This window comes from Streptomyces sp. NPDC086835 (genome assembly GCF_044745705.1).
Lineage (GTDB): Bacteria > Actinomycetota > Actinomycetes > Streptomycetales > Streptomycetaceae > Streptomyces.
The window spans coordinates 224566-236806 of record NZ_JBIVAU010000010.1 but is presented as its reverse complement, the minus strand read 5'-3'; the positions used below and the strand labels follow the sequence as shown (position 1 = coordinate 236806).

The 12241-nt window shown below is 67.6% G+C and carries 9 protein-coding genes, 1 tRNA gene and 1 pseudogene; 2 read left to right on the top strand and 9 right to left on the bottom strand.

Annotated features, from left to right (window positions below; all coding sequences use genetic code 11):
- Nucleotides 1-265 precede the first annotated feature (265 nt).
- Nucleotides 266-400 (bottom strand): DLW-39 family protein, encoded by a 135-nt coding sequence (locus ACIPJI_RS28970; protein ID WP_003958712.1) that lies wholly within the window; start codon nucleotides 398-400, stop codon nucleotides 266-268.
- A gap of 1188 nt (nucleotides 401-1588) precedes the next feature.
- Nucleotides 1589-2095: pseudogene (locus tag ACIPJI_RS28965) on the bottom strand (GntR family transcriptional regulator); the annotation flags it as partial.
- Nucleotides 2096-2254: 159 nt separating this feature from the next.
- Here ACIPJI_RS28965 and ACIPJI_RS28960 point away from each other — a divergent pair.
- Nucleotides 2255-2434 (top strand): helix-turn-helix domain-containing protein, encoded by a 180-nt coding sequence (locus ACIPJI_RS28960; protein ID WP_402249724.1) that lies wholly within the window; start codon nucleotides 2255-2257, stop codon nucleotides 2432-2434.
- Between the two features lie 74 nt (nucleotides 2435-2508).
- A complete protein-coding gene (locus ACIPJI_RS28955; protein WP_402249722.1) occupies nucleotides 2509-3591 on the top strand; it encodes a tyrosine-type recombinase/integrase in 1083 nt (360 codons plus the stop codon).
- A 55-nt stretch (nucleotides 3592-3646) separates the two neighbouring features.
- On the opposite strand, the gene ACIPJI_RS28950 is transcribed toward ACIPJI_RS28955, so the two are convergent.
- From ACIPJI_RS28950 to gnd, 7 genes are all read right to left on the bottom strand, one after another.
- Nucleotides 3647-3723 (bottom strand) — tRNA-Ile (locus ACIPJI_RS28950).
- Nucleotides 3724-3805: 82 nt separating this feature from the next.
- The gene (locus ACIPJI_RS28945) at nucleotides 3806-4387 is read right to left on the bottom strand and encodes a DUF3566 domain-containing protein (RefSeq protein ID WP_307710423.1); all 582 of its coding nucleotides are present in this window, start codon (nucleotides 4385-4387) and stop codon (nucleotides 3806-3808) included.
- 87 nt (nucleotides 4388-4474) lie between these two features.
- Nucleotides 4475-7099, bottom strand: a complete 2625-nt coding sequence (gene gyrA / locus ACIPJI_RS28940) for a DNA gyrase subunit A (protein WP_356622355.1) — start codon at nucleotides 7097-7099, stop codon at nucleotides 4475-4477.
- Nucleotides 7100-7140: 41 nt separating this feature from the next.
- Nucleotides 7141-9210, bottom strand: a complete 2070-nt coding sequence (gene gyrB, locus ACIPJI_RS28935; RefSeq protein ID WP_307707373.1) for a DNA topoisomerase (ATP-hydrolyzing) subunit B — start codon at nucleotides 9208-9210, stop codon at nucleotides 7141-7143.
- 310 nt (nucleotides 9211-9520) lie between these two features.
- Complete coding sequence (locus ACIPJI_RS28930) at nucleotides 9521-10081, bottom strand: DciA family protein (protein ID WP_356622354.1); 561 nt, start codon at nucleotides 10079-10081, stop codon at nucleotides 9521-9523.
- Complete coding sequence (recF, locus tag ACIPJI_RS28925; RefSeq protein ID WP_356622353.1) at nucleotides 10078-11205, bottom strand: DNA replication/repair protein RecF; 1128 nt, start codon at nucleotides 11203-11205, stop codon at nucleotides 10078-10080. The genes ACIPJI_RS28930 and recF overlap by 4 nt, the downstream gene beginning before the upstream one ends.
- 57 nt (nucleotides 11206-11262) lie before the next feature.
- Nucleotides 11263-12141, bottom strand: a complete 879-nt coding sequence (gene gnd / locus ACIPJI_RS28920; RefSeq protein WP_159689825.1) for a phosphogluconate dehydrogenase (NAD(+)-dependent, decarboxylating) — start codon at nucleotides 12139-12141, stop codon at nucleotides 11263-11265.
- Nucleotides 12142-12241: the final 100 nt, after the last annotated feature.

The following is a 12241-nucleotide window of genomic DNA, read 5'->3' as shown; positions in this document are numbered from 1 at the left end:
GCGAATCGTCCCCCGTTGTCCGCCACCCCGACCACCGGCGCCCCCGTCCGGCCCCGATCGACGGGGCGGGCGGCGCGTCCGTGCGGCCGGGAGCGACTCACGATTCGCTACTGCAATCAATTGATTCACGGAAGCGAAATCCGCAGGATCCCGTCACGGTCGATGACGGCCAGTGACTCCCCCGGACAGCGGCACCGGCAGGCCGGGCAGCACAGAGCCCCGGCCGCTACGGCGACCGGGGCTCATGTCCAAGAAACGCTGCGTCTCACACACCCGAACCTGCGGGCACGGAGTCGGTCGCCTCCGTCCACAGATCCTGCTCGGCGCGATCCGCCTGGATCTGGCGGTACACGAGGAGCCCGCCGATGGCGGCCAGTGCGACCAGGAGAAGCTTCTTCACCGCGCGACCTCGTCTTTCCTTGACGTATGAGGACTTCTGGCGCCCGACTATACACACCGACCGATACCGATCGGTGACCTACGCCCGGCGGCACCCGCAGCACACCAACTCGCGCCGTACACAAAGCGATAGGCCCGGCGGAGAATCTCCGGCCGGGCCTGTCGTCACTGTGGGGCTAACAGGATTTGAACCTGTGGCCTCATCCTTATCAGGTCAGTCCTAGACCCCTGCTACGCCAGGTGATCAGAGTGTTCCGGCTGGTTGAGTGGTTCCCGACGTACGACCGTAACCACCCTCATACGCCTCTGTTGGTGTCAGTCATTGATGTCGGATCGCTAGAGCTGGTCGCGCCACCATGGGGTGTCCGGGGAGTAGGCGCAAACGGTCTTGGCTCTGTGAAGGACGGTCTCATCAAGAGCCCACACGAGCTTGCGCAGCTCCCGGGCGGACTTCTTCGGCAGCGCGTGCAGCACCTCTTCAAGGTGATCGCGGTAGAACGCTGGATCACATCCGCAATCCGGGATGCCGCATCGTGTCGACGTATATGGGTCGGCGAGGTACTTCAGCGGGCCATGCGCCAAAGCTGACCAGCGGCGAAAGGCACGGGCTGTGGAGCCTGGCCAGAACCGCGTGCACTCAAGCCTGCGGATGTCGACCTGACACGCTCCCGACAGATGGTCGATGACCGGATAGCCGGGGTCCCGACTGCTGGTCCGTACGGGAAGGTCGTCCCGTAGCGGTGACGGGCGCCTACGCGGCATTGCACTTTCGGTTGGTGTTCATGACGGCAACCTACCCTCATGGGCCCGGACGATCTAGAGCCCGCACCCTGCATGAGGTCGGTGTAGCGGCTTTGGGCGGGAGCTGGCATGGGGGGAGAGATCATGGCCCCTTACGCTGACCCGCGAATCGGGCTGGCTCCTCGCCTGCCCGCAATTGCCCGATCGGGGCCATGATCTTGGCAGCTCGCCCCATGGTGGCTGCCTAAAGCCGTGGAGCCGACCCCCAGCCACAGCGGGCCTCCTCCACCATCAACCCTTCGCCGTTTCGGCGTGCGGCCGGCGGTCGGGTGGCCGTGGGGCGAAGACAGGAGCGGAGGCCCGGCCGACGGGCCGCGCGCTGCCGCGCTGTGCGCGGCAGAAGCGCCTTGATCGAGGTAGAGAAACCTGTAACAGGCCAGCTGCGCCCTCAGGCGTCGAAGGCGTACTCCAGCACGTACGAGGCCGAGTCCAAGACCATCTCGTTGACCTCGACCGGGTGGCCGCCGTCGGCGAACGCAGTACGGCAGATCAAGAACACCGGCGCGCCCATGGCTAGTGACAGCTGGCTGGCCTCTTCCTGAGACGGCATCCGCGATCGGATCTCCTCCCGGAAGTGGACCGGCTTGTGCCCAAGCTCGCCAAGGCGCGCATAGATGCCGCCCGGCCCCGTATCGCGCTGGGTGATCGCTGATCCGGCCACTAGCTCGGCTGGGAGATACGACGTGGCGATCAAGACCGGCTTGCCCTCCAGCACGAAGCGTCGGCTGCGGACACAGACGCGTGCGCCCTCCTCAAGGTCGAGCACTCGTGCCACACGCTCGGGAGCTTCCTCGTCGGAGACCTCGACCTGGTCGACGACGAGATCCCGATCACCCAAGTCTGCCGACCAGATCGAGCGGTCTTCGCCCCAGTTCTCGCGGGCCAGCCGCTGAATCCGCGCAAGGGCTCCACGCTCGTGCTCGCCCACTGGACCTACGCCGGGCAGGCCACACCCCCGGCGAATCCTGGCTCGCCCAATCCATCGCCAACGCCATCAAGCAAGACCGACAACTCGCGCGAGAGCTGCGCACCGAACTGGAGGGGCACGGCTGGGATGACTGAGGAACTGCTGACTGTCCCGGATGTGATGGCACGCCTCAAGGTCGGCCGCACGGCGGTCTGCGACTTGATCCGCACGCGCCGCCTTCCCTCGCTCACCATCGGCCGCAGCCGCCGCATCCCTGCGGACGCCCTGCGTGCGTTCCTCGCGTCTCGTCTGGAGGAGGCTGCCTGATGGCCGAGCGACGCCCCAATGGTGGGTGAACGATCACCAAGCGCAAGGACGGCCGCTATCAGGGTGCTGCCTACGTGACCAACACGGAGGGGCATCGAGTGCGGAAGTTCGTCTACGGCTCGACGTACGACGAAGCGGCCGAGAAGCTGGGCAAGCTCCAGGACCAGGAGCGCAACGGCGTCCCGGTCCCCTCCCGTAGCTGGACGGTCGGGGAATGGCTGGCCTACTGGCTCGAGCACATCGTGAAGCCCACCCGCGAGTACAACACCTACGCGAAGTACGAGTCCAAGGTTCGGCTGTACCTGGTGCCGCACCTCGGGAAGAAGTCCATTGTCCGGCTCACGCCTGCTCAGGTCCGTACGATCATGACGACGCTGGAGCATCGCGAGCGGGTGCCGGCCGCCACGCGCTTCGAGGTTCTGCGGGTGCTGCGCAACGCGCTCAACCGGGCCCGGCTGGAAGAACTGCTGACGCGCAACGTCGCCGAGCTGGTGGACATGCCGAAGGTGACCAAGGGGGAGGGCAAGCCGTGGTCGGCACGCGAGGCGATCGAGTTCCTGCGTGCCGTGCGGGCTCACCGGCTCTACGCGGCCTGCGTCCTCGTCCTGGTGCTCGGCCTGCGGCGGAGTGAAGTCCTCGGCCTGCGCTGGCAGGACATCGACTTCGAACGCCAGCAGTTCACCCCGGTCAAGCAGGTCCAGCGCGATGACAGCGGCCTGGTACTGAAAGACCTCAAGACCGAGTCGTCTCAGGCCGTGCTGCCGCTGCCGAAGTTCTGTGCGGATGCTCTGGAGGAACGGCGGCACCTGCAAGCGCTGGAGCGGAAGATCGCCGGTGATGCCTGGCAGCAGGCTCCGAACGAGGACCTGATCTTCTCGGAGCGCCACGGCGGGATGATCGAGCCGCGTGGCTTCTCTCGCACCTTCGACGCGCTGATCAAGCGGGCCGGTCTGCGCCGGATTACAGTCCGCCTGGCCCGGCACACCTGCGGGACGCTGCTCGCCTTCCTCAAGGTGCACCCCAAGGTGGCTCAGGCGATCCTGCGGCACAGCCAGATCAGCATGACCATGGATGTCTACACACACGTTGTGGACGACGATCGCCGGGAAGCTGCGGCCATGCTTGCCGACCTTCTGGAAGATCCGCTCCTCGGCTGATGTCAGCCGGAGATGTCAAAGGCCCCCAACCGGAATCGGCTGGGGGCCTTTGCACTGGTGGGGCTAACAGGATTTGAACCTGTGGCCTCATCCTTATCAGGGATGCGCTCTAACCAACTGAGCTATAGCCCCTCCGCGCTGCGCGCTGACCTCTGAAGATTAGCGCACACGCGGTGCAGCGCCAAAATCGGAATCCGAAGACCCCTCCGCGGCGCTACTCGTCCTCGGCGAGCGTGAGCTCGACACCGCCCACAAAACCGGCGGAGAGGTTGTAGATGAAGGCTCCGAGCGTCGCCAGCGCTGTGGCGAGCACCACATCGATCACCGCGATCACCGAGGTGAAGATGAGCACCCGCGGCAGCGACAGGAACGACTGGAGGTCGAAGCCGTTGCTCTCGTTCGAGCCGGTCGCCTCGCTGATCGTGCCGCCGACGGTCGAGAAGACGCCCATCGCGTCCATGACCATCCACAGCACCGCGGCCGCGACCACGGTGCACACGCCGAGGGCGATGGAGAGCAGGAAGCTGACCTTCATCACCGACCACGGGTCGGCCTTCGCCACCCGCAGCCGCGCCTTGCGCGTGCGCGGCGTCGTACGGGCCCCTGTGCGCGGCCTGCGCACCGCGGCGCCCGAACCTGCGCCAGAGCCCTGAGCCGGCCGCTGCTGACCGCCCTGGGTCCCGCCGGGCGACGGATACGCCTGCGGCGGGTGGTACGGCTGGCCGGCCTGCTGCGGGGCAGGCTGCTCGCCGCCAAACATCTGGTACGGGGGCTGCTGCCCCCGGGTGTCCGTCACTGTGGCCCCCTGGGAGTCCGCGGCAGGGCCACGGGCACCGTTCGCTCCGGATGCTGCCGGTCCGGCGCCCGTGGCTCCACTCACGCTTTACTCCTCGTGCTCCCCGGCCGAGGACTGTGTGCCCTCGGCTGCCGCCTCGGCCGTCGCCTCGACGGCGGCCTCCTCGGTCCCTTCGGCCTCGACGGCCGCCTCGACCTCTTCGGCCTCACGACCGGCCTCGGCGTTGCGAGCGATGCCGACGACGGCATCGCGCTTGCCCAGGTTGATCAGTTGGACGCCCATGGTGTCACGGCCCGTCTCCCTGACTTCATTGACTCGCGTACGAATTACCCCGCCGCCGAGCGTGATGGCCAGGATCTCGTCGGACTCCTCGACCACCAACGCGCCCACGAGAGACCCACGGTCCTCCACGATCTTGGCGGCCTTGATACCGAGGCCGCCGCGACCCTGGACGCGGTACTCGTCGACAGCGGTCCGCTTCGCGTACCCGCCATCGGTGGCTGTGAACACGAACGTACCGGGCCGGACGACATTCATCGAGAGCAGTTCGTCGCCCTCTCGGAAACTCATGCCCTTGACGCCGGAGGTCGCGCGGCCCATCGGGCGCAGCGCCTCGTCGGTCGCGGTGAACCGGATCGACTGCGCCTTCTTACTGATGAGCAGCAGATCGTCCTCCGCCGACACCAGCTCCGCGCCGATCAGTTCGTCGTCGTCGCCGCTCTCCGTCTCCCGGAGGTTGATCGCGATGACACCGCCGGAACGGGGCGAGTCGTAGTCCTTCAGGGACGTCTTCTTCACCAGACCGGCCTTGGTGGCGAGCACCAGGTACGGCGCGGCGTCGTAGTCGCGGATCGCGAGGATCTCGGCGATCTGCTCGTCCGGCTGGAAGGCCAGCAGGTTGGCGACGTGCTGGCCGCGCGCGTCACGGCCGGCGTCCGGCAGTTCGTACGCCTTGGCCCGGTACACCCGGCCCTTGTTGGTGAAGAACAGCAGCCAGTGGTGGGTGGTGGAGACGAAGAAGTGGTCGACGATGTCGTCTTCCTTGAGCTTCGTCCCGCGCACGCCCTTGCCGCCGCGCTTCTGGGAGCGGTAGTCGTCGGTCTTGGTGCGCTTCACATAGCCGCCACGCGTGATCGTGACGACGATGTCCTCCTCGGCGATCAGGTCCTCGATGGACATGTCACCGTCGAAGGGCACCAGCTTGGAGCGCCGGTCGTCGCCGAACTTCTCGACGAGCGCGGCGAGTTCGTCGCTGACGATGCCGCGCTGCTTCTCCGGCGAGGCGAGGATCGCGTTGTACTCGTTGATCTTCGCCTGCAGTTCGTCATGCTCCTGCACGATCTTCTGGCGCTCCAGGGCGGCCAGTCGGCGCAGCTGCATCTCGAGGATGGCGTTGGCCTGGATCTCGTCGATCTCGAGCAGGCCCATCAGGCCCTCTCGTGCGACGTCGACCGTGTCGCTGCGCCGGATCAGCGCGATGACCTCGTCGATCGCGTCCAGTGCCTTGAGCAGACCGCGCAGGATATGCGCGCGCTCCTCCGCCTTACGCAGCCGGAACTTGGTACGCCGGACGATGACCTCGATCTGGTGCGTCACCCAGTGGCGGATGAACGCGTCCAGCGACAGGGTGCGCGGCACGCCGTCGACGAGCGCCAGCATGTTGGCGCCGAAGTTCGTCTGCAGGTCGGTGTGCTTGTACAGGTTGTTCAGCACGACCTTGGCGACGGCGTCGCGCTTCAGCACGATCACCAGGCGCTGGCCGGTGCGCGAGGACGTCTCGTCACGGACGTCGGCGATGCCGCCGATCTTGCCGTCCTTCACCAGGTCGGCGATCTTCTGCGCGAGGTTGTCCGGGTTGACCTGGTAGGGCAGCTCGGTGACCACCAGGCACTGGCGGTTCTGGATCTCCTCGACCTCGACGACCGCGCGCATGGTGATCGAGCCACGGCCCGTGCGGTACGCCTCCTCGATGCCCTTGCGGCCCACGACGAGCGCGCCGGACGGGAAGTCCGGGCCCTTGATCCGCTCGATGAGCGCGTCGAGCAGTTCCTCGTGCGAGGCGTCCGGGTGCTCCAGCGCCCACTGCGCGCCCGACGCGACCTCGCGCAGGTTGTGCGGCGGGATGTTGGTGGCCATACCGACGGCGATACCGGCGCTGCCGTTGACCAGCAGGTTCGGGAAGCGCGCCGGCAGGACCGTCGGCTCCTGGTTCCGGCCGTCGTAGTTGTCCTGGAAGTCGACGGTCTCCTCGTCGATGTCCCGGAGCATCTCCATGGACTGCGGCATGAGCTTGCACTCGGTGTACCGCATGGCGGCAGCCGGGTCGTTGCCGGGAGAGCCGAAGTTTCCGTTGGAGTCCACCAGCGGCATCCGCATCGACCACGGCTGGGCCAGGCGGACCAGGGCGTCGTAGATCGAGGAGTCGCCGTGCGGGTGGTAGGTGCCCATGACGTCGCCGACGACGCGGGCGCACTTGTAGAAGCCCTTCTCGGGCCGGTAGCCACCGTCGTACATCGCGTACAGCACACGGCGGTGGACGGGCTTGAGTCCGTCCCGCACGTCCGGCAGCGCACGCGAGACGATGACGGACATCGCGTAGTCGAGATACGAGCGCTGCATCTCGGTCTCGAGCCCCACGGGCTCCACGCGCATGCCCACGCCCGGAACGATGGGCTCCTCTTCGGGCGTCACTGTCGTGTTCTCGTCGGCCATTGCTGGTCTTCAGTCCTTTCGTACGGTCAGCTGAGACCGACTCAGATGTCGAGGAAGCGAACGTCCTTGGCGTTGCGCTGGATGAACGAGCGCCGCGCCTCCACGTCCTCACCCATGAGCACCGAGAACAGGTCGTCGGCCTGGGCCGCGTCGTCCAGCGTGACCTGGCCGAGCACTCGGTGGTCCTGGTCCATGGTGGTGATGCGCAGTTCCTCGGCGTTCATCTCGCCGAGACCCTTGAAGCGCTGGATGGAGTCTTCCTTGATCCGCTTGCCGCTCCGCTTGCCCAGTTCGACCAGGGCGTCGCGCTCGCGGTCGGAGTAGGCGTACTCGAAGTCGTCCCGGCCCCACTTGATCTTGTACAGCGGCGGGCGTGAGAGGAAGACGTGACCCGCCTCGACGAGCGGCCGCATGAAGCGGAACAGGAACGTCAGCAGCAGGGTGTTGATGTGCTGGCCGTCGACGTCGGCGTCCGCCATCAGAATGATCTTGTGATAGCGGAGCTTCTCGATGTCGAAGTCCTCGTGGACACCGGTGCCGAAGGCCGAGATCAGCGCCTGCACCTCGGTGTTCTGGAGGATCTTGTCGATCCGCGCCTTCTCGACGTTCAGGATCTTGCCGCGGATGGGCAGGATGGCCTGGTACATCGGGTTACGGCCGGACTTGGCCGAGCCGCCGGCCGAGTCACCCTCGACGATGAAGATCTCGCACTTCGTCGGGTCGTTGGACTGGCAGTCGCTGAGCTTGCCCGGCAGCGACGCCGACTCCAGCAGACCCTTGCGGCGCGTCAGGTCCCGCGCCTTACGGGCCGCGACGCGGGCCGTCTGCGCCTGGATGCCCTTGCGGATGATGTCCGCGGCCTCGTTCGGATTGCGGTCGAACCAGTCGGTCAGGGTCTCGTGGACGACCTTCTGCACGAAGGTCTTGGCCTCCGTGTTGCCCAGCTTCGTCTTCGTCTGGCCCTCGAACTGCGGCTCGCCCAGCTTCACCGAGATGATCGCGGTGAGACCCTCGCGGATGTCCTCACCGGAGAGGTTGTCGTCCTTCTCGCGCAGCAGCTTCTTCTCGCGCGCGTAACGGTTCACCAGGCCCGTGAGCGCGGAGCGGAAGCCCTCTTCGTGGGTGCCGCCCTCGTGCGTGTGGATCGTGTTCGCGAAGGAGTAGACCCCCTCCGTGTACTGCGAGTTCCACTGCATCGCGATCTCGACGGAGAGCATCCGCTCCTTGTCCTCGGCCTCGATGTCGATGACCGTGGGGTGGATGAGCTCCCCCTTGCGGGAGTTCAGGTACTTCACGAAGTCGACGATGCCGCCCTCGTAGTGGTACTTGACCGTACGGGCCGGCTGCTCGAGGTCCTCCGGCTCCTGGCCCGTCTCCGCGCCCGCGGTGGCCTTGGCCGACTCACGCTCGTCGGTCAGCGTCAGGGTCAGGCCCTTGTTGAGGAAGGCCATCTCCTGGAAACGGCGCGAGAGCGTCTCGAAGGAGTACTCCGTCGTCTCGAAGATGTCGCCGTCCGCCCAGAACGTGACGGTCGTACCGCTCTCGTCGGTCTCCTCGTTCCGCGCCAGAGGCGCGGTGGGCACGCCGAGCTTGTAGTCCTGCGTCCACCGGTATCCGTCTCGCTTGACCTCGACCGCGACCCTGGACGACAGCGCGTTGACGACGGAGACGCCGACGCCGTGCAGACCGCCGGAGACCGCGTAGCCGCCGCCGCCGAACTTGCCGCCCGCGTGCAGCACGGTCAGCACGACCTCGACGGCGGGCTTGTTCTCCGAGGGGACGATGTCCACCGGGATACCGCGGCCGTTGTCGACGACGCGCACGCCGCCGTCGGCGAGGATCGTGACGTCGATGGTGTCCGCGTGGCCGGCCATGGCCTCGTCCACCGAGTTGTCGACGACTTCCTGCACAAGGTGGTGGAGTCCCCGCTCACCGGTCGAGCCGATGTACATGCCGGGGCGCTTGCGGACCGCGTCCAGACCCTCGAGGACGGTGATCGCGCTGGCGTCGTACGAGGCTGTGACCTCGCCGTTCCCACCGGCAGGGGTGGACGGAGTGTTCTCGTTGGGGTTGCCGGAATCGGCCACGAAGCGCCCTTTCTGGCACAGCACGAGCCGTCCACCGGCATGCGGGGAGCGGCTGCGTCGTTCGGCATCTAATCGACGTGTCCCGCGACAGAAGCGGGACTGTCCACCAGTCTACCGGTAACGCTGACACTAATGGCGGTTTGCCGGTAGCTGAGTCCGCCTGTGGCGCCCTGAACCATCGCCGTCCGACTCCCCATATCCGGGAAGGGGCTCCAAGAGGCTCACACCGGCTTTGAGCGCTTCGGGCTGTCAACCTCCCGCTACCGTGAGGGACACCTCATCCGTGCCACCGGGTTCCTTGTGCCGCAAGGGCATCGCCGGAGACTGCCGGACATCAGCCGTAGGTGTCCCCGGGGCCCGTGCTGCCCGGCGCCCGCAAGGGTCCGAACCGGCGCGCGGGCCCTCCGGGACCGAGCACCTTGATCGCGCGGACGGTCCCGTGCCCGAGGTCCTCGTTGAGCCGGGCCACCAGGCGCGGAGCCAGCAGTCGCAGCTGGGTGGCCCACGCCGTCGAGTCGCACTGCACGGTCAGCAGGCGCTCGTCCGGAGCCTCGTCGTACCGCAGCGGGACACAGTGGTTGGCCAGGTCGTCGCCCACGATCTGCGGCCAGCGGCCCATCACCCCGCCCACCGCGGCCGGCGTCTCCCAGCCCCGCTCGGTGATCAGCCGGTTGATCGCCGCGCCCAGCGGCAGTGGATCGCGCCCGTCGGCGCGGGCTCCGGAACGCAGCCCGCCGCCCCGCCTGGCCTGCTTCTTCTGCTGCGCCGCCGCGCCACGGGCCTTGGCCTGCTCCTTCGCGGCGCGCAACGCCACGCGTGCCAGGTCCACACCGGAGGACTCTCCGGCGCCCGACGGCCCCGCCTCTGCCGGCCTTTCGCCGCCCTCGCCGGTCATACGCGCTGCACCGTCCCGCCGGAGACCTCGTAGCGGGCGCCCGCCAGCACTGCCGGGACGTCGTCGTCCACGGCCGCGGTCACCAGCACCTGCTCGCCGGGGGCAACCAGCTCGGCCAGCCGCTCCCGGCGCCGGGCGTCGAGCTCCGCGAAGACGTCGTCGAGAACCAGCACGGGTTCGTTGCCCTCGGCCCGCAGCAGGTCGTAAGACGCCAGCCGCAGCGCCAGCGCGTACGACCAGGACTCACCGTGGCTCGCGTATCCCTTGGCGGGCAGCTGCCCCAGTTTCAGGACCAGTTCGTCACGGTGGGGACCGACCAGGGTCACGCCCCGCTCGATCTCCTGCTTACGCACCTCGGCCAGCGCCGCCGTCAGTTGCTCGAACAGTGCTTCGCGGCCGTTCGCCTCGTCCATGGGGCCCGCCGAGGACCGGTACTCGAGCGCGACGGGACCGCCTCCTGGTGCGAGCGCCTCGTACGCCTTGTCCGCGAGCGGCTGCAGGGCGGCGATCAGGTCGAGCCGCTGGGCGGTCACCTCGGCGCCCGCGCGAGCCAGGTGCTGGTCCCAGACGTCGAGGGTGGACAGGTCCATGCCACGACCGCCGTGCCGCCGCGCCATGGCCGCCGACTTCAGCAGGGTGTTGCGCTGCTTCAGCACACGCTCGTAGTCGGAGCGCACAGCCGCCATGCGCGGCGAGCGTGCCGTGACCAGCTCGTCGAGGAAACGCCTGCGCTCACCGGGATCGCCCTTGACCAGCGACAGATCCTCCGGGGCGAAGAGCACCGTCCGTACTATCCCCAGCACGTCACGAGGCCTGACCTGCGACGACCTGTTGATCCGGGCACGGTTCGCCCGGCCGGGATTGAGTTCGAGCTCGACGAGCTGCGAGCGCTCCCCCTGGGTCACGGCGGCACGGATCACGGCCCGGTCGGCCCCCATCCGTACCAGCGGCGCGTCCGAGGAGACACGGTGGCTGGCGAGCGTGGCGAGATAGCCGACGGCCTCGACGAGATTCGTCTTGCCCTGCCCGTTCGCCCCCACGAAAGCGGTGACGCCCGGATCGAGAGGGACCTCGACCCGGGCGTACGAGCGGAAGTCGGCCAGCGACAGATGCGTGACGTGCATGGTGTGCGCCGACCTTCCCCCGGCATGGCTGCGCACCACTGGTGCACAGCCTGTGGACTACTTCTTGCTCTCCACCGCGTGGCCGCCGAACTGGTTGCGCAGCGCGGCGATCATCTTCATCTGCGGGGAGTCGTCCTGACGGGACGCGAAACGGGCGAACAACGAGGCGGTGATCGCAGGCAGCGGGACGGCGTTGTCGATGGCGGCTTCCACCGTCCACCGGCCCTCGCCGGAGTCCTGTGCATAACCGCGCAGCTGCTCGAGGTGCTCGTCCTCGTCCAGCGCATTGACCGCGAGGTCGAGCAGCCAGGAACGGATGACCGTGCCCTCCTGCCAGGAACGGAAGACCTCGCGCACATCGGTGACCGAGTCGACCTTCTCCAGGAGCTCCCAGCCCTCGGCGTAGGCCTGCATCATCGCGTACTCGATGCCGTTGTGGACCATCTTCGCGAAGTGGCCCGCGCCGACCCGGCCCGCGTGGACCGAGCCGAACTCGCCCTCGGGCTTGAGGGCGTCGAAGATCGGCTGCACCTTCGCGACGTTCTCGGCGTCACCGCCGTACATCAGCGCATAGCCGTTCTCCAGGCCCCACACTCCGCCGGAGACACCGCAGTCGACGAAGCCGATGCCCTTCAGACCCAGCTCGACGGCGTGCTTCTCGTCGTCGGTCCAGCGGGAGTTGCCGCCGTCGACGACCACGTCGCCCGGGGAGAGCAGCTCGGCCAGCTCGTCGATCGTGGACTGCGTGGCGGCGCCGGCCGGGACCATGACCCAGACGACCCGCGGGCCCTTGAGCTTGCCCACAAGCTCCTCGAGGCTGTGGACATCAGCGACGTCAGGGTTGCGGTCGTACCCGATGACGGTGTGGCCGGCGCGGCGAATGCGCTCACGCATGTTGCCGCCCATCTTGCCGAGACCGACGAGACCGAGCTCCATCAGATGATTCCTCAATCGTTGTGTGCAGTACCTACCCGTGTCCGAGCCTACGCCCGGCCACGGGTGCACACCTGTGGGGTCAAGCGCTCAGAAGCCGCTG

Bases quoted from the DNA above. Each gene is read 5' to 3' on its own strand.
- ACIPJI_RS28960 (WP_402249724.1), top strand. From the start codon at position 2,255: ATGACTGAGGAACTGCTGACTGTCCCGGATGTGATGGCACGCCTCAAG.
- gnd (WP_159689825.1), bottom strand. From the start codon at position 12,141: ATGGAGCTCGGTCTCGTCGGTCTCGGCAAGATGGGCGGCAACATGCGT.
- ACIPJI_RS28930 (WP_356622354.1), bottom strand. From the start codon at position 10,081: ATGACCGGCGAGGGCGGCGAAAGGCCGGCAGAGGCGGGGCCGTCGGGC.
- recF (WP_356622353.1), bottom strand. From the start codon at position 11,205: ATGCACGTCACGCATCTGTCGCTGGCCGACTTCCGCTCGTACGCCCGG.
- gyrA (WP_356622355.1), bottom strand. From the start codon at position 7,099: ATGGCCGACGAGAACACGACAGTGACGCCCGAAGAGGAGCCCATCGTT.